The sequence below is a fragment of the Streptomyces harbinensis genome (assembly GCF_900116145.1).
Taxonomy (GTDB): Bacteria; Actinomycetota; Actinomycetes; order Streptomycetales; family Streptomycetaceae; genus Streptomyces; species Streptomyces carpaticus.
In genome coordinates this window covers 74193-93236 of sequence record NZ_FPAB01000002.1, presented here as the reverse complement: position 1 = coordinate 93236, position 19044 = coordinate 74193, and the positions used below count along the sequence as shown (strand labels likewise).

The following is a 19044-nucleotide window of genomic DNA, read 5'->3' as shown; positions in this document are numbered from 1 at the left end:
TCGGCTGAGTTGACAGTAACCGCCGGGAGGCCGCGGGATTCCCATTCGCCAGGGTTCGCCAGGGTCCGCTCGGTGGTACGCCACCCGTCCGGGGGAGTCAGGTAGAACCGCGCCACCCCGGTCCGGTCCCCGGTCGGCATTCCCCAGGATGCCGGTGCGGGCCCGGGTCGGGAGCGCTCTCATACGTACCCGGCGCACGACGTACGAAGGGACCCTGCCCGCCCATGTACTCAGCATCCACCCCCGTGTTCACCCGGCCGCGTCCGGCGGAGCAGGCCACCCGTACCGCGGACCGCGCCACCCGTGCCGCCGACCGCGCCGGCCGGCCCGCGGGCCGCGGCGTGCCGCCCCAGGGCGGGCCCCGGCTGGACTTCTCGGGCGCGCGGGGGGCCCGGCTGCGTACCGCGCTGGCCGCCGTGCAGGAGATCTGCCCCGAGTTCAACGCCGTCCAGGTGCTGCGCGAGCGCGGCCAGTCCCTGGTGATCGCCGGGATGACCGGGCGGCGGGCGGCCGTCGCCAAGTGCCTGCTGGACGCCCCGGCGCAGCCCGCGCGGGCGGAGCGGACGCGCAAGGAAATAGCGGCGTACCGCAGCTTCGTGCGGCACCGGCCGCCGGTGCGGGTGCCGAAGCTGGTGGCCGCCGACCCGCACAGCTGCACGCTGGTCACCGAGTTCATCCCGGGCCGGCCGGCCGGCACCGTGCGGCACCCGCTGTCGCCGCCGAGCGTGACGGACCAGCGGGCGCTGCTGGGCTCGCTGGTGCGGCTGGGGCAGTGGCGGCCCCCGGCGGGGGCGTTCGACGACGCGGTCAACTATCCGGCGCAGCTGGCCCGCTACCACGCGCTGGGGCTGCTCACCGACCGGGACATCGACGATCTCCAGGCGCTGCTGCACGGGTTGCGCGGGCTGCGGGACCCGGGGCAGGAGCTGCCGCGGCAGTTCTGTCACGGCGAGGCGCTGGTGAGCAGTGTGGTGCTGTCCCCGACCGGTCCGGTGCTGGTGGGCTGGGACGCGGCGGGCTGGTATCTGCCGGGGTACGACCTGGCGACGCTGTGGGCCTGTCTGGGCGACGCGCCGCAGTCCCGCCGCCAGATCAGCCAGACGGCGCAGTCCTCGGGCCCGGCCGGGCGGGACGCCTTCCTGGTGAATCTGATGCTGATCCTCACCCGGGAGATCCGGATCTGCGAGGAGGCGGTGCACCGGGCGATGCGGGCGGCGCCGGGACCCGCGACGGCGGGCGGGATGGCGTACGGCGAGGAGCAGCGGCTGCTGCTGCGCCGGCTGCACGACGACTGGGCGCTGGCGCGGCGGGCCGTGCGGGCGGCGGTGGGGACCCGCTGAGGGTGACGCGGGCGGGCGGCGCGCGGGCGGGGTGATTGACCGCCCGTTGGCGGACGGATAGTTCTGCGATGGTGCAGCCCGTACCCCGCCCCGGCCGCCGCGCCGCCCGCACCGCCCGCACCGCCCGCACCGCCCGCTCCGCCCGCTCCGCCCGCACCGCCCGCACCGCCCGCGCCCTGGCCGGCCTCGCCGCCACCGCCGCCCTGCTGCTGCCGGTCACCGCGCACGCCGCGCCGCCGCCCGAGGACGCCCTGCGCCGGGCGTACGGCGCGGCGGCCCGGGAGTACGGCGTCCCCGAGGCGCTGCTGCTCGCCCTCGGCTATCTGCACTCCCGCTGGGAGCACCACGACGGCGCGCCCAGCGTCGCCGGCGGCCACGGCAGCCTGCATCTGCGGGACGGCGGCGACGGCTGGGCCACCGTCGAGCGCGCCGCCGGGCTGACCGGGCTGAGTGCCGGCGCCCTGCGCACCGACCCGGCCGCCAACGCCGCGGGCGGCGCCGCGCTGCTCGCCGAGGCGCAGCGCGGGCTCGGCCTGCCGGCCGGCGCCGACCCGGCCGACTGGTACGGCGCGGTGGCCCGTTACTCGGGCGCCGGCACCGCCGAGGGCGCCGCCGCCTTCGCCGACGAGGTCTACGCCGTGCTCGCCGAAGGGCCCGCCCGCCGCACCTCCGACGGCCAGGAGCTGCGGCTCCCCGCCGCCGGGCGCCAGGACCCGGCCACCGGGCAACTCGCCCTGCTCGGCCTGCCCGCCGCCGCGGACGCCACCGGCTCCGCCGCCGAGGAGCCGCCGCCCGAATGCCCGGCGGACGTCAGCTGCGTACGCCGGCCCGCCGCGTACGAGGAGTACCCGGGGGCCGATGGAGAACCCGACTACGGCAATCACGACAAGGCCGACCGGCCCGCCTCCCAGCGCATCGAGTACCTCGTGCTGCACACCGTCGAGGGCTACTTCGACAGCATGACCGACCTCGTCCGGGACCCGCGCTACCTCTCCTGGCACTACACGCTGCGCTCCTCGGACGGCCTGATCGCCCAGCACCTGCCCACCGCGGACATCGGCTGGCACGCCGGGAACTGGTACGTCAACACCAAGTCCATCGGCATCGAACACGAGGGCTTCCTCGCCGAGCCCGGCACCTGGTACACGGAGGCGATGTACCGCGCCTCGGCCCGTCTGGTGCGCCATCTCGCCGCGCTGCACGACATCCCGCTGGACCGCGCGCACGTCCTCGGCCACCACAATGTGCCGCCGACCCTGCCCGAGAACGCCTCCGGCATGCACAACGACCCGGGCCCGTACTGGGACTGGGCGCACTACTTCGACCTGCTCGGCGCGCCCTTCGCCGACGCGGCCGGCGCGGACCCGGAAGGACCGCTGGTGGTGATCGACCCGCCCTACGACGGCGGCACCGGCGCGGACTTCTCCGGCGTCGCGCTGCGCACCTCGCCCGACCCCGGGGCGCCGCTGCTGGGCAACTCCTCGCTCGACATCGGGGACACCGGCGCCCGCGCCGCCGCCGGACAGACGTTCGTGGTCGCCGAGGAGCGCGGGGAGTGGCTGGCCATCTGGTTCGAGGGCCGCAAGGGCTGGTTCCACAACCCGCCCGGCGCCCCCACCGCGCACCGCGCCGACGGCCCGCGGGTGACCGGCGCGAGCGGCACCGGGAAGCAGGACACCGTGCCGGTGTACGGCCGCGCCTACCCGGAGGCCGCCGCGTACCCGGAGGATCTGCCGCCCGAGCCGGTGACGCCGATCGCCGAGGTCCCGGCCGACCAGGAGTACGCGCTGGGGCTCACCACGGACAGCGAGTTCCTCGCGGCCCGCTCCTTCGACCCCGCCCGGCACCGGGTGGTCAGGGGCGAGACGTACCACCAGATCCAGCTCGGCCACCGGATCGGCTACGTACGGGCCGCCGACGTCCGGGTCCTGCCGGCCGCCGCTACTGCTGGAACATCTCCGCCGGCAGCGGCTTCAGCAGCCGGTACAGCTCGTCGGTGATCGGCCGCTCCCAGCTGGCGATGGTGACCAGCACCCCGTCGCTGCGGTCGAACTGGACGCAGGAGATCCGGCCCTCGGAGCAGGTGATCCGGTGCACGATCAGCAGATTGTCGTCGTGCATGACGGGGATGTCCTCCGAGCCGGTGACCCGCACCTCCTCGTCGATCTCCAGGGCCGCGAGGAGTTGGTGCACCTCGAACGGCACATCGTCCTCGTCGATGTCACGGGCCGGGGAACCCTCGGGGAGATTGCCGATGACCATCGCCGGGCCGCGCCCGCCGAACAGGTCGTAGCGCAGCACCACACCCTGGCAGGTGCCGTCGGGCGCGGGCAGCAGCCCGGCGCCCAGAACTCCCGGCCAGTCACCGGGATCCATGGCCAGTACGTCGAAGTCCGGGCCGGCGGGGGACGCGGCGCTGCGGCGGCGGAGGAAGGACATACCCGCAATGGTACGTGGCCCGCGCCGGTCATCCACCGGGACCGGGACGCCCCTTCCGCACACCGTCCCGGCCGCCCGCGGCGTTTCCCGGCCGGCCGCCGGACCCGTCCGCCGAACGCCGGTACGGCGGCGCCGCGTCCCCGGCCCTGCCCAGCTGTTCCAGGCAGTGCGCCTCGTCGTTGCGCGAGGTGACCGTGTCCGGGTGGGCCTCCCCCAGCGTCTCCTCGCGCGCCCGGCGCACCAGCCGGTACTCGGTGAGCGCCTCCTCCCACCGGCCCAGCCAGCCCAGCGCGATGGCGATCTCCCGCCGGCTCACCAGGGTGTCCGGATCGTGCGGCCCCAGCACCCGGGCCCGCAGCGACCACACCTGGCGCGCCTCGGCCAGCGCCTCCTCCCAGCGGCCCAGCCGGCCCAGGCTGATGCCCCGGCCGTGCCGGGCGCTCAGGGTGCGCGGATGCCGGTCCCCGAACGTCCCGGCACACACGGCGATCAGCTCCTGGTACAGCGCCAGCGCCCGGTCGAGGTGGCCGAGCCGGCCCAGGCAGACGCCCATCCCGAAGCGGGCCTCCAGCGCCAGCGGGCCGCCGGCGGCGGCGACCGGGCGGTAGGCGGCCAGCGCCCGGTCCCAGCGGGCGAGCCGGCGCAGCGCGTGGGCCAGTTCGTACTGGCTGGCGAGGGTGTCGGGATGGCCGGCGCCGAGCACCCGTTCGCGCTCCGCGGCCAGCGCGCGGTGCGCCTCGTACGCCTCGGGCCAGCGGCCGAGCCGGCCGAGCCCGAGCGCGGCCCGGTGCCGGCCGGCCAGCACGGCGAGGTACTCGGGCGCGGGACTCGGGTGCGGCAGCGCGGTCGCGACCGGCCCCGTCCACGGCCCGGTGAGCCCGGCGCTGCGGTCCGGCGGCGGCAGCCGCAGCGACCACGAGCCGCTGGCGCGGGACCCGGCGCGCATGCCCCGGGTCCACTCCGGCAGCGGTGGCCCGGCCCCGGCCTGCCCGGCGGTGGCGACCAGCTCCCGGACCAGTACGGCGGCGTCGGAGGGCCGGTCCTCGGGGCGTTTGGCGAGCAGGGCGAGGATCAGCCGGTCCAGCGGCTCGGGCAGTTCGGGGCGCAGGCTGCGCGGCGGCGCCGGCGCCTGGTCGCGGTGGCCGACCAGGATGGCCCAGGGGTCGCCGAGGTCGAACGGCGGTGCGCCGGTGGCCAGCTCGTACAGCACGCAGCCCAGTGAGTACAGATCGCCGCGGTGGTCCACGGGCAGCCCGGCGATCTGCTCGGGCGACATGTAGTGCGGGGTGCCCATGGCCATGCCGAAGCCGGTGAGTTTGCTGGAGAACCCGATGTCGTGAGCGAGCCGGGCGATGCCGAAGTCGCAGATCTTCACCGTGCCGTCGGTCAGCCGCATCACGTTGGCGGGCTTGAGATCGCGGTGCACCACGCCCTGTTCGTGGGTGTAGGCGAGAGCGGCGGCGGTCTGCGCGGCGATGTCGGTGACGTCCGCGACCGGCAGCGGGGCGCCGCGCCGCTCGCCGAGCAGCTGGCTGAGGTTGCGGCCGATCAGCAGTTCCATCACCAGGTAGAGGAGCCCGTCCTCGGTCTCCCCGAAGTCGTGCACCACGGTGATCCCCCGGTGCTGGAGGCCGGCCGCCACCCGTGCCTCGCGCCGGAACCGCTGCCGCAGCACCCGCAGGGCGGACGCGTCACGGCCGGAGCCGAGCGGTTTGAGGCACTTGACGGCCACCCGGCGGTCCAGCGCCTCGTCCCGGGCGCTCCACACCTCCCCCATGCCGCCCCGGCCGATCAGCTCCAGCAGCTGGTACCGGCCGTGCACCACCGGACGCTCCGTCATGTCCCCCTTCTTCCGCCATTTCCGACCCGGGCGAAAGACACCTCCGACGCGCCCAGTATGACGGCCCCCGCCGCCCCGGCCACGGCGCGCGGGCCGGGGCGGCGGCGGGTGGACGGCCGGGCGGGGCGTCAGGCGGCGGCCACGGCGGCAACCGGGCCGGGCAGGGCGTCACCCAGCCAGGTGACCGCCCTGGCCAGCCGGGCGGACGCCTCCGGGTCGAGCCGGGCCGACGCGCCGTCCGCCGGCCTGGTCACCGCCGCGTCCAGCACGAAGCAGCCCTGGGTGACGGGGGCGGCGCCCATGCTGCCGAGCACCGGGCGCAGCGCGTAGTCCAGCACCAGCGCGTGCGCGAGGCTGCCGCCGGTGGCCAGCGGCAGGACCGCCTTGCCGCGAAGCGCGTGCCGGGGCAGGACGTCGAGCCAGGACTTCAGCAGACCGGAGAAGGACGCCCGGTACACCGGGGTGCCGATCACCAGCGCGTCGGCCGCCGCCACCCGGGCGGCGGCCTCGCGCAGCCGGGGGTCGGCGGTGTCCGCGCGCAGCAGGGCGTCCGGCGGCAGGTCGCGTACGGCGAGGGTGTCGGTGCGGTGCCCGGCGGCGGCCAGCGGCGCGCCGGCCAGCTGGACGGCGGCGGCGGTACGGGAGTCGGCGGAGGGGCTACCGCTGACGAGGAGCACACGGGGCATGACGGGTTCCTTCCGTTGGTCCGGGGTGGTGCGGCGGAGCGGGCCTGGCTGCCGAGGGCCAGCATGGCGGTGTCCGCGCGCCGTGCGAACAGGGGAACGGGCGGGATGTCACGGATGGGCCGCCGCGGGGGGTGCCGGGGGCCAGTGGGGGGGGTACCGGCGGGCCGGGCGGCGCCCGCGACCGTAGGGCGCGGAAAACCGGTGGCGCGGCGGCGCCCGCCGCCGCACCGTGACGGCATGACCTCTTCCGCCGCCTCCTTCCTGCCCGGCCTCGTCCTGTCCCGGGCGCTGTACGAGGAGGCGGTGCGGCCCCTCCTCGACGACGCCTTCCCCGGACTGCGGCACACCGCGGCCCGTATCGGCGCCGGTTCCGAGGTGCTGGGCTTCGACACGCCCCGCTCGGCCGACCACGAGTGGGGGCCGCGCCTGGAGCTGTTCCTGACGCCGCGGGACCGGGCCCGGCACGGCGCCGCGATCCGGCGGATGCTGGCCGAACGGCTGCCGAAGGAGGTGCGCGGCTGGCCCACCCACTTCGAGGAGAGCGGCGATCCGCGGGACCCGGTGGGGCGCATGAGCCTCTCCGGCGGGCCGGTCAACCACCGGGTGGACGTGCACGACCTCGACAGCTGGCTGACCGAACGCCTCGGTCTGACGCAGGACGCGGCACGGCGGCCGGACGTCCGGCAGTGGCTGGCGCTGCCGCAGCAGCGGCTCGCCGAAACCACCGGTGGCGCGGTGTTCCACGACGGCCTCGGCACGCTCGGCCCCGTCCGCGAGGCGCTGGCCTGGTACCCGGACCAGGTCTGGCGGTACGTGCTGGCCTGCCAGTGGCAGCGGCTCGCTCAGGAGGAGGCGTTCGTGGGCCGCTGCGCGGAGACCGGCGACGACCTGGGGGCCGCGGTGGTGGCCGCCCGGCTGGTGAGGGAGCTGATGCGGCTGTGCCTGCTCCTGGAGCGGCGGTACGCGCCGTACGCCAAGTGGCTGGGCGCCGCGTTCGCCCGGCTGCCGGTGGCCGGGACGCTCACGCCGGTGCTGCGCGGCGTGCTGGGAGCTGCGGACCAGCCCGGCCGGGAGGCGGCGCTGTGCACGGCGTACGGGATGGTGGCCGCGCTGCACAACGCCACCGGCCTCACTCCGCCGCTGGATCCGGCGTGCCGTCCCTACCACGGACGGCCGTTCGCGGTCCTGCGGGCCGACCGCTTCGCGCGGGCGCTGGAGGAGACCGTCACCGACCCGTGGCTGCGGGCGCTGCCGCCGGTCGGGGCGGTGGACCAGTGGGCGGACAGCACCGATCTGCTGCGGTATCCGCACGCGGTGCACGCCGCCTCGCTCGCGGCCGGCCGGGCCCTGGCCGATGATGCCGGGGAGACCGGGACCAGCGGCGACCCGCCGCCGCACCGCCGCTGAGGAGCCAGCCGATGACGGATCTGCCCCCGCCGCCCGCCGCCTTCTTCGCGGACGCGTTCGCCACCGGCCCGGTGATGGGCATCCTGCGGGGGTACGACCCGGGGGGCACCGTGGCCCGGTGCGAGCGGGCCTGGGAGCTGGGCATCCGGATGATCGAGGTGCCCGTGCAGGACCCGGCCGCGCTGCCGTCCCTGCGGGCCGCCGCCGCGGCCGGCCGGGAGCGGGGGCTGCCGGTCGGGGCCGGGACGGTGCTGACGGCGCCGCAGGTGGGCGAGGTGGTGACGGCGGGGGCGGCGTTCGCCGTGTCCCCGGGACTGGTGCCGGAGGTCGCCGGGGCGTGCGGGGAACACGGGCTGCCGCTGCTGCCCGGGGTGGCGACCGCGGGCGAGATCGCCCAGGCGCTGGCGCGCGGGCTGAGCTGGCTCAAGGTGTTCCCGGCCGCGCAGCTCACGCCGGACTGGGTCCGGGCGCAGCGCGGCCCGTTCCCCGCCGTGCCGCTGGTGGCGACCGGTGGGGGTGGGGGCCGCCCTGGAGGACCCGCAACAGCTCGAACTGCTTGCGGAGCTGATGCGCGGCTGACCCGGGGCGCGGTCCCGCCCTCCGGCACCCATCCGGGCCGCGACCGGCTCCGAATGAGGTGACGGAGACGGCACGGAGCGGCGGGATTGCGGCGGGAGGCGGCCATGACGGCAGGGGAAACGGGGACGGCGGGGGAAGCGGGGGAAGAGTACCGGCGGCTCGCCCTGGACGCTCCCCCGCCGGGACCGGTACGGGGCGCCGTGCTCCTGCTGCCGGGCGGGCGCGCGGACGGGCACTCCCGTCCGGCGCGGTTCGGCCCCACCGTGCTGCGGATGCTGCCGTTCCGGTCCGCGATCCGGTCCGCGACGGCGGGCCACGCGGTGGTCACCGGCATCGTGCGCTACCGGCACCGGGGCTGGAACGGCCGGCACGAGGATCCGGTGCGGGACACGGAGGCGGCACTCGACCGGCTCGCCGGACGGCTCGGCCCGGTGCCGGTGGTCCTGGTGGGCCACTCGATGGGCGGCCGGGCGGCACTCCGGGCGGCCGGACACCCCGCGGTCACCGGCGTGGTGGCGCTGGCACCGTGGTGCCCGCCGCAGGACCCGGTGCCCGCGCTGCCGGACGTCCGGACGGTCATCGTGCACGCGGAGCGGGACCGGGTGACCGACCCGGCGGCCTCCGCCGCCCTGGCCGCCCGCGCCCGCCGCGCCGGTACCCCGGTGTGCCGGCTGGTGCTGGCGGGCGGCGACCACGCGATGCTGCGGCAGGCCGGAACGTGGCACCGCACCACCGCCGCCGTCACCGCCGGACTGCTCGGCACCGCCCCGCTGCCCCCGCCGGTGGCGCACGCCCTCACCGAAGGCCCGGACTCCCCGTCCGGCCTCGCCATCGCACTCCCCCGCCGCGCGACACCCTGGCCACCCCGCGCCTGACCAGGCACCGGCCCGCTGCGCGACGTGGGAGCGCCCACCCGCTGCCGCGGCCGACGGGGCCGAGCCGGGCAGGCCGGGCGGGCCAGGCGCGGAGCGACCGGTTGCCCGGAGACCGCGTCGGGCCGCGCCGTGGCCCGCAACGATCCGCCGCGCCGCCCGGGGCGGCTGGCCACTCCGCCGGGAGACGGTGTGCGGCACCCGCCGCGTGCGCGCGGCCCAAGCCCCGGTCCGACCGGCCGCCCGGAGACCGGGCCGGGCGGGCGGGCTGACCGGAAACCGGGGCGGGCGGGCGGGCCGACCGGAAACCGGGCCGCGCCGCGGCGCCCGGTCCGGCCGGCCGGCGCCCTTCCGGGGTCACCCGCGCGGGGGATCCCGATCCGCCGGGTCCCGGTGGGCCGCGCGCGGGTGCCGGCCCGGGTCGGCGACGGCGCCGGCCGCCGCCAGTACCGCCGCCTGGGTGGCCAGCGCGGGCAGCAGACCGAGCACGGGATGCCAGCGGATCAGCAGCGCTCCCGCGACGGCACCCGCCAGCAGGGCCACCGGTGCGGCGAGCCGGCGCCGTCTGCGGGGCGGTTCGTCGACGGCCAGCGCCGTCAGGGTGCTGGTGATGACCGTGGTGGGCAGGTCGGCGACCCCGAGCCGGCGCACCGCCCCGCCCTGGAGACCCATGGCCAGCCCGAGCAGCCCGGCCAGCACGTCACGGCCGGCCACCGGCCACAGGACGACCACCAACGCCAGCAGCACGGTGCTCGCGCCCAGCGCCACGCTGATCCGGCCCGGCCAGCCGCCGGCCGGCTCGGTGTGCCGGGTCAGCCGCCCCGCCGCGACCGCGCCGGCCACGAACGCCAGCAGCGCGATGCCGGTGCGCAGCAGCGGCACCTCGCCGTGTCCGGCGGCGGCGAAGCCGAGCAGCGCCACATTGCCGGTCATGTTCGCGGTGAACACCTGGTCGAGCGTCAGATAGCTGACGGCGTCCACCGAGCCCGTCGCGAAGGTGAGCGCGATGAGCAGGGCCACCCGCGGCTCGCCGTGCGCCACCGCTGCCTCCTTCCGTGCGGACGCGTCGGATGCCGGCTCCGCACTCCGTCCGCTCCGCACCCCGTCCGCTCCTCACCCTGTCCGCCCGGCGCCGCGCCCGCATCCGCCCGCTCCCCCGGACGCGTCCGCCCGGGTGCCGTACCGGGCGGGCGTCCGTAGGCTGGCCAGATGAAGATGCTGATGAACGTCCCGGAACGGGTGGTCTCCGACGCACTGCGCGGAATGGCCCTGGCCCACCCGGAGTTGGTCGTCGACGTCGACAACCGGGTGATCGTCCGCAGGGACGCCCCGGTGGCCGGGAAGGTGGGCCTGGTCTCCGGCGGTGGTTCCGGGCACGAGCCGCTGCACGGCGGGTTCGTGGGGCACGGGATGCTGGACGCCGCCTGTCCGGGGGAGGTCTTCACCTCGCCGGTTCCCGACCAGATGGTGCGGGCCGCCGCGGCCGTCGACAGCGGCGCCGGGGTGCTGCTGATCGTCAAGAACTACACCGGTGACGTCCTCAACTTCGACATGGCCGCCGAACTGGCCGAGGACGAGGGCGTCCGGATCGCGAAGGTCCTGGTGCAGGACGACGTGGCCGTCACGGACAGCACCTACACGGCCGGCCGGCGCGGCACGGGCGGCACGCTGTTCGTGGAGAAGCTGGCCGGGGCCGCCGCCGAGGAGGGCGCGGACCTGGACCGGGTGGCCGCCATCGCCCGGCAGGTCGCGGACTCCTCGCGCAGCTTCGGGGTGGCGCTCAGCGCCTGCTCCACCCCCGCCAAGGGCGGCCCGACCTTCGATCTGCCGGACGGCGAGCTGGAGCTGGGCATCGGCATCCACGGCGAGCCGGGCCGGGAGCGGCGCGCCATGATGACCTCGGGCGAGATCGCGGACGTGGCGGTGGACGCGCTGCTGGAGGATCTGCGCCCGGACGGACCGGTGCTGGCGCTGGTGAACGGCACCGGTGGTACGCCGCTGCTGGAGCTGTACGGCTTCAACGCGGAGGTGCAGCGCGTGCTGACGGAGCGCGGGGTGGCGGTGGCGCGTACCCTCGTCGGCAATTACGTGACCTCGCTCGACATGGCGGGCGCCTCGGTGACGCTGTGCCAGGTGGACGAGGATCTGCTGCGGTTGTGGGACGCCCCGGTGAGCACGCCGGGGCTGCGCTGGGGCCGCTGAGACCGGGAGGGTGAGGACAGGGATGGACGCGGAGTTCTTCCGCCGCTGGCTGACCGCGACGGCGCGGGCGGTGGAGCGGGAGGCCGGCCGGCTCACCGAGCTGGACTCGGCCATCGGCGACGCCGATCACGGGGCCAATCTGCGGCGCGGCTTCCAGGCGGTGACCGAGGCGCTGGCGGCGCGGGATCCGCAGGAGCCCGACACCCCCGGCGCGGTGCTGACGCTGGCCGGCCGGACGCTGGTGTCCAAGGTCGGCGGCGCCTCGGGGCCGCTGTACGGGACGCTGCTGCGGCGTACCGGCAAGGCGCTCGGGGACGCCCCCGAGGTGTCGGACGCCGAGCTGCGGGCCGCGTTGGAGGAGGGCGTGCGGGCGGTCGGTGTGCTGGGGAAGTCGGAGGCGGGTGACAAGACCATGCTGGACGCGCTGTTCCCGGCCGTGGCGGCGCTGGCCGAGTCCTATCCGGCGGCCGGGGACGCGGCGGCGCGCGGCGCCGAGGCCACGATCCCGCTGCGGGCGCGGCGCGGCCGGGCCAGCTATCTGGGTGAGCGCAGCGTCGGGCACGAGGACCCGGGCGCGGCGTCCTCCGCGCTGCTGTTCGCCACGCTCGCGGAGGTGGCCGGCGATGTCCGATGAGCGGCAGCCGCTGGTCGGCGTGGTCCTGGTGTCGCACAGCAAGGAGGTGGCCGAGTCGGTGGCGCGGCTGGCGGCCGGGCTGGCCGGTGGTGGCCCGCCGGTGCCGGTGGCGGCGGCCGGCGGGGACGCGGACGGCGGTCTGGGCACCAGCGCGGAGCTGATCACCCGGGCCGTGCGGCAGGTGGACCGGGGCGCGGGGGTGGCGGTGCTGGCCGATCTGGGCAGCGCGGTGCTCACGGTGCAGGCGCTGCTGGCGGAGGGGGACGAACTGCCCCCGCACACCCAGCTGGTGGACGCCCCGTTCGTGGAGGGCGCGGTGGCGGCGCTGGTGACGGCCTCGGCCGGGGCGGATCTCGCCGCGGTGGCGGCGGCGGCCTCGGACGCGTACACCTACCGCAAGGTGTGACCGTCCGGCCGGTGGTGATCACGAACTAGGGTGGTTCCATGGCTACCCCGGATTTCATTCGTGAGCTGCGACGCAGCGCCGGTCACCAGTTGCTGTGGCTGCCGGGGGTGAGCGCCGTCGTCCTCGACGAACGGGACCGGGTGCTGCTGGTGCGCCGCTCCGACAGCGGCGCGTGGACGCTGATCGGCGGTATCCCGGACCCGGGTGAGGAGCCGGGTGAGGCGATCGTGCGCGAGGTGTACGAGGAGACGGCGGTGCGGGTCGCGCTGGAGCGGGTGCTGTCGGTGGGGGCGACGCCGCCGGTGGACTACCCGAACGGGGATCGCTGTCAGTACATGAACATCTGTTTCCTGGCCCGGTGGACCGGCGGCACGGCGCGGGTGAACGACGACGAGTCCTCGGAGGTGGGCTGGTTCCCGCTGGACGGGCTGCCGCCGCTGGACGGCCTTCAGCTGGAGCGGATCGCGCGGGCCCGGTCCGGCGAGGCGGCCACCTGGTTCGCGCCGCCGGTGAGCGAGCGGGTCTCCGGGTAGCGCAGGGCGGCGGCCGGCAGCGATGCCTCCCGGCCGCCGGCCAGGACCAGCAGCGAGCCGGTGGCCGGTGCGTCCGGTGCGGGGGCCGCCCCGATGCGGCGCAGGGCCTGGGCGGCGACGGCGTCGGCGGAGCCGTACAGCGGCAGCGGGCCGAGGTGGGCCAGGCGCTCGGCGATGGGTCCGGTGACGAGTTCGTAGTGGGTGCAGCCGAGCACCAGCGCGGCGGTGTGCGGCGGGGTCAGCTCGGCTGCGGCGGCCACGGCCGCCTCGACGGCGCGGGCGTCGGCGCGTTCCACGGCGTCGGCGAGGCCGTGGCAGGGCACCTCGGTGACGGTGGCACCGGCGGCGAACTCGGCGATCAGCCGGCGCTGGTAGGGGCTGCCGGTGGTGGCCGGGGTGGCCCAGATGGCGAAGGGGGCGCCCGCGGCGGCGGCCGGTTTGATGGCGGGCACCGTGCCGATGACGGGGATGTCCGGTTCGAGAGCGGCCCGGATGGTGTCCAGCGCGTGGACGGAGGCGGTGTTGCAGGCGACGATCAGCGCGTCGGGCCGGTACCGGGCCGCGGCCCGGGCGCAGGCGAGCGCCCGGGCGGTGATGTCCTGCGGGTCCCTGGGGCCCCAGGGCATGCCCTCGGGATCGCCGGAGAGCAGCAGGGCGGCGTCGGGCCGCTGCCGGCGTACGGCGGCGGCAGCGGCCAGCAGTCCGAGGCCGGAGTCGACGAGTGCGATCTTCACACTCAGCAGCCTACGTGCGCGGCGCGAGGTTCACTTGCTGCCGGGGGTCCACTGCATGCCCCAGCCGTAGGCGTAGTCCACGGTGCGCTGCGGGCTGACCCGGGGCTCGGGGACCAGGTAGCGGGCCTCGCGCTGGACCACCAGCTCGCCGTTCTGGTTGGTGAGCAGGGCCAGGGCGCACACCGGGGAGTCGACGGTGCACTCGTCGAGGGTGAACTCGACCGGGGCGCCGTGCTGCGGGGTGAGGGTGACGGTGGCGGAGATGTCGCGGAAGCTGGTGGCGCCGGAGTAGATGGTTACGAAAATCACGATGCGACGCAGGTCACGTACGTGATCGAGGTTGATGGTGAGGTTCTCGCCGGCGGCCACGGCGCCGGTGCGGTCGTCGCCGTCGAGGTGGATGTACGGGGGCTGGTGCAGCGCGCCGAAGGCGTTGCCGAGGGCCTGGACGACGCCCTTGCGGCCGTCCGCCAGTTCGAAGAGGGCGCACAGGTCGAGGTCGAGGGCGCCGCCCATGGCCTTGCTGAACCGCTGCTTCCAGCTCTGCTGCTCCTGGACGCGTTCCTGCCAGTTGAGGTTGACGCGGATGGTGCCGGAGGTGGCGCCCTGCTTGGCCAGCGAGATGCTGGGGGCGCTCTTGGTGAGGGTGACCTTGCTCAGCCGGACGGGGGCGGCGGGCGGGGCAGCCTGGGCCGGTACGGGCGCGGGCGCGGCGGCCGGAGCCGGGGCCGCCGCCGGGGCGTCGTCCACGGAGATGCCGAAGTCGGTGGCCAGTCCGGCCAGCCCGGAGTCGTAGCCCTGGCCGACGGCGCGGAACTTCCAGCCGCCGCCGCGCCGGTACAGCTCACCGAGCACGAAGGCGGTCTCGGTGCTGGCGTCCTCGCTGTCGAAGCGGGCGAGTTCGGCGCCGGTGTCGGCGTCGAGGAGCCGGATGTGCAGGCCCGGCACCCGGCCGAAGGCCCCCCCGTCGGCGGAGGCGGCCAGCACCACGGTCTCGATGCCGGGTTCCACCGCACCCAGGTCGACGCCGATCCGGTCGGTGACGGTGCCGCCCGCGGGCTGCTTGCCCTCGTGCCGGACGGCGCCGGAGGCGTGCCGGGGCTGGTTGTAGAAGATGAAGTCGGCGTCGGAGCGCACCTTGCGGCCCGCGAGCAGCAGGGCGGAGGCATCCACGTCGGGGGCGCCGGAGGCGGTCTGCCAGCCGATCTCGACACGTACCGACCGTGCCGTCACCGGGACATTCGCACCTTTGAGCATCTTCGCTTCCTTCGCGTCGGGTGGCCGGGCCGGCGCCGTTGTCCTCGGGGCGCTTCATCAACTATGCCACCACGGGGCCAACTGCCCTCGGGGGCGCCCCCGGTGCTCCGCGGCCCCGGCAAGTGATCACCCATCGGGCGCTTTTCTCCGGTTTTCCCGATATTCACGGGTATCGCGTGCTCGGGGTACCTCCAGGGACGGCAAAAGACCGGCTAATCGCTCTCCCCAACCACCTCACGGTGGGCTTAACTTATGGAGCATGACCTCCCCGCGCCCCTACGGCGGTGGCTACTCCTCACCGTCATTCCCTGACACGCCCATCTACGACAGGTTGGTGGCCGAGCGGGGAACCCCGCAGATCGCCCCCATCCGGGTCTCGCTGCCCTACGACCAGCTGCACGGATTCCCCTCCGGCGGCCCCGCCGCGCCGAGCCCGCAGCCGGCTCTTCCGGCCCTGCCCGCGCTGCCCTCGGCCGCCGCCGCGCCCGCGCCGGCCGCCCCGGCGCCGCAGCAGCACGGATACCAGTCCGGCGGGTACGGCGACTACCCCTCGGCGATGCCGGTGCGCCAGCAGCTTCCGGCGCCCGCGCCGCAGGCGCCGGCCGCCTACATACCCCAGCAGGCCCCGGCCCAGCGGCCGTACCCGGGCCAGCAGGGCGCTCCCGCCCCGGCCCCGCAGCAGATGCGTCCGGCCGCCGCTCCCCGGCCCGCCGCGCCGCGGCCGATGCAGCCCGGCGGCGGCTACGGCTATCCGAACCAGGGGCACAGTCAGGGGCAGGGCCAGAACTACGCGCAGGCCGCCCAGCAGTCAGCGGGGTACCAGGGTCAGTACCCCGGACAGCAGCAGCCGCACCAGCAGCAGCACCCGTATCCGGGAGCCGCCCCGCAGGGTCAGGGTCAGGGCCAGGGGCATCAGGGCGGCTACTGGAGCGAACAGTAGGGCCGGGGCGCGGGTCGGACCGGCGCGGCCGGGCCGGCGCCGGTCCTCTCCCGGTCATTGCGCGGTCACCTTCCGCTGTCCGGCCGGCCCGCGCGGGGGCTCCGGGCGAATCCCCCGCGAAGGCCGGCGGCCGTCATGTCCGAAAAGCGGCGGCGGAAAGCGGTCAGATTTCCACGTCCTCCAGAATGCCGAGGGCGTCGGGCACCAGCACGGCCGCGGAGTAGTAGGCACTGACGAGGTAGGAGATCACCGCCTTGTCGTTGATCCCCATGAAACGCACATTGAGGCTGGGTTCGTATTCATCGGGAATTCCCGTCTGGTGCAGCCCGACGACACCCTGGTTCTCCTGCCCGGTGCGCAGCGCCAGGACGGAGCTGGTGCCGGCCGCCGTCACCGGGATCTTGTCGCACGGCAGCAGCGGGATGCCGCGCCAGGACCGCAGCCGCACCCCGTCGACCTCGGTGTCCTGCGGGTAGATGCCCCGGGCGCTGCACTGCCGGCCGAAGGCGGCGATGGTGCGCGGATGGGCCAGCAGGTACTGGGTCTTGCGGCGGCGCGAGATCAGCTCGTCGAGGTCGTCGGGGGTGGGCGGCCCGGAGCGGGTGTGGATGCGCTGGCGCAGGTCGGCGTTGTGCAGCAGGCCGAACTCGCGGTTGTTGACCAGCTCGTGCTCCTGCCGCTCGCGCAGCGCCTGCACGGTCAGCCGCAGTTGCTGCTCGACCTGGTCCATGGGTTCGCTGTACAGGTCGGCGACCCGGGTGTGGACGCGCAGCACGGTCTGGGCGACGCTCAGCTCGTACTCGCGCGGGTGCAGGTCGTACTCGACATAGGTGCCGGGCAGGGCGGGTTCGCCGGTGTGGCCGGCGGCCAGCGCGATGTCGGCCTCGCCGCGCTTGTTGCGGGCCGGTGCGTCGCGGGTGGCGGCGGCCACCGCCTCCAGATGGTCGCGCAGCGCGGGCGCCACATCGGCCACCGCCCGTACCCGGGCGAGCGGCAGGGCGAGCACGGTGGCGCGGGTGACGGCCTTGAGGGTGTGCGGCCAGGAGGTGGGACCGGTGGCGGCCAGGGCCTCGTCGCCGGTGTAGTCGCCGTCGGCGAGGGTGCCGAGTTCGGCGGCGTCGTCGTAGGCGGCCGGACCGAGCTTCCTGATCTTGCCGTGGGCGATGAGCAGCACCTCCTCGACGGTGTCGCCGAGGGTGGCGATGCGGTCGCCCGGGCCGTACTCCCGCTGTTCGCAGTGGCCGGCCAGGGTGGTGAGCAGTTCCTGGTCGGTGAGCCCGTGCAGGGCGGGCAGTTCGGTGAGCTGGGCGGGGATCACCCGGACCTGCGCGCCGGAGCTGACGAATTCCACCCGGCCGTTTCCGACGGTGTGGCTCAGCCGGCGGTTCACCCGGAAGGTGCCGGCCGAGACCTGCACCCACGGCAGGATCTTCAGCAGCCAGCGGGAGGAAATCCCCTGCATCTGCGGGGGTGTTTTGGTGGTGCTGGCGAGATTGCGGGCGGCGGCGGTGTCGAGACTGGTGGCGGAGGGCGCCGCGGTGGTGGCGGGATCGGTGGCTGTGGTCATGGTCAGTGCCCGATCTCCACGTCTTCGAGAATGCCGAGGGCGTCGGGAACGAGCACGGCCACCGAGTAGTAGGCGCTCACCAGATAGGAGATGACGGCCTTCTCGTTGATGCCCATGAAACGCACCGAGAGGCTGGGCTGGTATTCGTCGGGAATTCCGGTGCGGTGCAGCCCGATCACGCCCTGGTTCTTCTCCCCGGTGCGCAGGGCGAGGACGGAGGTGGTGCCCCGGTCGGTGACCGGGATCTTGTCGCAGGGCAGCACCGGGACGCCGCGCCAGGCGGGTACGGCGTGGCCGTCGATGTCGGCGCTGCCGGGGTAGAGGCCGCGTTCGCTGAGCTGCCGTCCGAAGGCGGCGATGGCCTTGGGGTGGGCCAGGATGACGCTGGGCTCCTTCCAGACGGAGGCCAGCAGGTCGTCGAGGTCGTCGGGGGTGGGCGGCCCGGAGCGGGTGTGGATGCGCTGGCGCAGGTCGGCGTTGTGCAGCAGGCCGAACTCGCGGTTGTTGACCAGCTCGTGCTCCTGGCGCTCGCGCAGCGCCTCGATGGTGAGGCGCAGCTGCTCCTCGACCTGGTTCATCGGCTCGTTGTAGAGGTCGGCGACCCGGCTGTGGACGCGCAGCACGGTCTGGGCGACGCTCAGCTCGTACTCGCGCGGGCTGAGGTCGTAGTCCACGAAGGTGCCGGGCAGTTCCGGCTCGCCGGCGTGGCCGGCGGCCAGCTCGATGGCGGATTCGCCGTGCGCGTCGTAGCGGCGGGTGGCCTCGCGGGTGCCGGCTTCGGCGAGGTGGGCGCGCAGGGCGGCGGAGCGGTCCCGTACCCGCTCGAACGCGGCCCGGTCCAGGGTGAGGACGGTGCCGCTGGTGAGCGCGGTCAGGCCGTGTTCCAGGACGCCGGGGTCGTCGTCGGCGAGGGCGGCGTGGCCGTAGAAGTCGCCGTCGGCGAGCACCCGGAACTCGGTCTCGGAGTCATAGAATCCGGCGCCGCGCTCGCTGAGCTTTCCGTGGGCGATCAGGACCACGGTGTCGGCGGGGGCGCCGGCCTCCAGGATCGTTTCCCCGGGGGAGAAATCGCGCTGCACACAGGCGGCGGCCAATTCCCCGAGAACGTCGGGGTCGGTGAATCCGGCCAGCGGCGGGAGTTCGCCGAGTTCGGCGGGGATGACGCGTACCTCGGCGCCGGTGGACACGAATTCCACCCGGCCGTTTCCGACGGTGTGGCTCAGGCGGCGGTTCACCCGGAACGTACCGCCGGACACCTGCGTCCAGGGAAGAACTTTGAGCAGCCACCGGGAGGTGATCCCCTGCATCTGTGGGGGCGTCTTGGTGGTGGTGGCGAGATTACGGGCGGCCGCGGTCGCCAGGCTGAGCTGGGAGTGCGGCGGGGTGCCGTGCGCGGACGGATCCGTCGAAGTCGTCATGGAGCGAGACGGTAGGAGGAGCGAAAGTCCGTCGGCAATCACTCAAAAGAGAGCGACATTTGAGGATTCTCGGAAAATCATCAGGGGTAACCCGGCGGCCCCCCGGCACTTTCCTCACACTCCGGCATCACCGACTCACCAACCGTTACTCTCCCGGGCGAGGACGATCGGATGTGCGAGATAGGGTTTA

At 75.3% G+C, this 19044-nt stretch carries 18 protein-coding genes; 10 read left to right on the top strand and 8 right to left on the bottom strand.

Annotated features, from left to right (window positions below):
* Nucleotides 1–224: 224 nt before the first annotated feature.
* Nucleotides 225–1340 carry an aminoglycoside phosphotransferase family protein gene (locus tag BM385_RS04680; protein ID WP_093842270.1) on the top strand — a complete coding sequence of 372 codons (1116 nt, stop codon included), beginning with the start codon at nt 225–227 and terminating at the stop codon, nt 1338–1340.
* A 68-nt stretch (nt 1341–1408) separates the two neighbouring features.
* On the top strand, nt 1409–3340 hold the full coding sequence (locus BM385_RS04675; RefSeq protein WP_093842269.1) for an N-acetylmuramoyl-L-alanine amidase: 1932 nt from the start codon (nt 1409–1411) through the stop codon (nt 3338–3340).
* Here the strand turns inward: BM385_RS04675 and BM385_RS04670 are convergent.
* The 3 genes from BM385_RS04670 to ssuE form a co-directional block, all read right to left on the bottom strand.
* Nucleotides 3282–3779: a hypothetical protein gene (locus BM385_RS04670; RefSeq protein ID WP_019434570.1), complete on the bottom strand. Its 498-nt coding sequence runs from the start codon at nt 3777–3779 to the stop codon at nt 3282–3284. The two genes, BM385_RS04675 and BM385_RS04670, sit on opposite strands and share 59 nt — an antisense overlap.
* Nucleotides 3780–3807: 28 nt before the next feature.
* Nucleotides 3808–5619 (bottom strand): serine/threonine-protein kinase, encoded by a 1812-nt coding sequence (locus BM385_RS04665; protein WP_093842268.1) that lies wholly within the window; start codon nt 5617–5619, stop codon nt 3808–3810.
* Between the two features lie 128 nt (nt 5620–5747).
* Nucleotides 5748–6305, bottom strand: a complete 558-nt coding sequence (gene ssuE, locus BM385_RS04660) for an NADPH-dependent FMN reductase (protein ID WP_093842267.1) — start codon at nt 6303–6305, stop codon at nt 5748–5750.
* A gap of 237 nt (nt 6306–6542) precedes the next feature.
* Here ssuE and BM385_RS04655 point away from each other — a divergent pair, with 237 nt between their 5' ends.
* The 3 genes from BM385_RS04655 to BM385_RS04645 are packed head-to-tail and all read left to right on the top strand — an operon-like array spanning nt 6543 to nt 9166.
* Complete coding sequence (locus BM385_RS04655) at nt 6543–7712, top strand: DUF4037 domain-containing protein (RefSeq protein ID WP_093842569.1); 1170 nt, start codon at nt 6543–6545, stop codon at nt 7710–7712.
* Nucleotides 7713–7723: 11 nt separating this feature from the next.
* Complete coding sequence (locus tag BM385_RS04650) at nt 7724–8353, top strand: bifunctional 4-hydroxy-2-oxoglutarate aldolase/2-dehydro-3-deoxy-phosphogluconate aldolase (RefSeq protein ID WP_051131168.1); 630 nt, start codon at nt 7724–7726, stop codon at nt 8351–8353.
* Nucleotides 8354–8395: 42 nt separating this feature from the next.
* Nucleotides 8396–9166, top strand: coding sequence for an alpha/beta hydrolase (locus BM385_RS04645; RefSeq protein ID WP_086024464.1), 771 nt, complete (start codon nt 8396–8398; stop codon nt 9164–9166).
* A 354-nt stretch (nt 9167–9520) separates the two neighbouring features.
* Here the strand turns inward: BM385_RS04645 and BM385_RS04640 are convergent, their stop codons facing one another.
* Nucleotides 9521–10204, bottom strand: a complete 684-nt coding sequence (locus BM385_RS04640) for a YoaK family protein (RefSeq protein WP_175542919.1) — start codon at nt 10202–10204, stop codon at nt 9521–9523.
* 168 nt (nt 10205–10372) lie between these two features.
* On the opposite strand from BM385_RS04640, the gene dhaK reads away from it, so the two are divergent.
* From dhaK to BM385_RS04620, 4 genes are read left to right on the top strand one after another with little or no spacing between them, the layout of a single operon-like run.
* Entirely contained in the window at nt 10373–11365 is a 993-nt protein-coding gene (gene dhaK / locus BM385_RS04635; protein WP_019434576.1) for a dihydroxyacetone kinase subunit DhaK, read from the top strand.
* Nucleotides 11366–11387: 22 nt separating this feature from the next.
* Complete coding sequence (dhaL, locus tag BM385_RS04630; RefSeq protein ID WP_019434577.1) at nt 11388–11999, top strand: dihydroxyacetone kinase subunit DhaL; 612 nt, start codon at nt 11388–11390, stop codon at nt 11997–11999.
* Complete coding sequence (locus tag BM385_RS04625) at nt 11989–12405, top strand: PTS-dependent dihydroxyacetone kinase phosphotransferase subunit DhaM (RefSeq protein WP_019434578.1); 417 nt, start codon at nt 11989–11991, stop codon at nt 12403–12405. Before dhaL ends, BM385_RS04625 begins: the two co-directional genes overlap by 11 nt.
* 38 nt (nt 12406–12443) lie before the next feature.
* Complete coding sequence (locus BM385_RS04620) at nt 12444–12938, top strand: NUDIX hydrolase (protein WP_026047556.1); 495 nt, start codon at nt 12444–12446, stop codon at nt 12936–12938.
* On the opposite strand, the gene BM385_RS04615 is transcribed toward BM385_RS04620, so the two are convergent.
* Together BM385_RS04615 and BM385_RS04610 are read right to left on the bottom strand one after the other, a co-directional pair.
* A complete protein-coding gene (locus tag BM385_RS04615) occupies nt 12854–13672 on the bottom strand; it encodes a glutamate racemase (RefSeq protein WP_019434580.1) in 819 nt (272 codons plus the stop codon). The genes BM385_RS04620 and BM385_RS04615 overlap by 85 nt on opposite strands.
* A 30-nt stretch (nt 13673–13702) precedes the next feature.
* Entirely contained in the window at nt 13703–14929 is a 1227-nt protein-coding gene (locus BM385_RS04610) for a TerD family protein (protein WP_019434581.1), read from the bottom strand.
* A gap of 259 nt (nt 14930–15188) precedes the next feature.
* Here BM385_RS04610 and BM385_RS04605 point away from each other — a divergent pair, with 259 nt between their 5' ends.
* Nucleotides 15189–15869, top strand: coding sequence for a DUF6643 family protein (locus BM385_RS04605; protein WP_093842265.1), 681 nt, complete (start codon nt 15189–15191; stop codon nt 15867–15869).
* Between the two features lie 163 nt (nt 15870–16032).
* Here the strand turns inward: BM385_RS04605 and BM385_RS04600 are convergent, their stop codons facing one another.
* Together BM385_RS04600 and BM385_RS04595 are read right to left on the bottom strand one after the other, a co-directional pair.
* The gene (locus BM385_RS04600; RefSeq protein ID WP_019434583.1) at nt 16033–17436 is read right to left on the bottom strand and encodes a family 2B encapsulin nanocompartment shell protein; all 1404 of its coding nucleotides are present in this window, start codon (nt 17434–17436) and stop codon (nt 16033–16035) included.
* A gap of 2 nt (nt 17437–17438) precedes the next feature.
* Complete coding sequence (locus BM385_RS04595) at nt 17439–18854, bottom strand: family 2B encapsulin nanocompartment shell protein (RefSeq protein ID WP_019434584.1); 1416 nt, start codon at nt 18852–18854, stop codon at nt 17439–17441.
* Nucleotides 18855–19044: the final 190 nt, after the last annotated feature.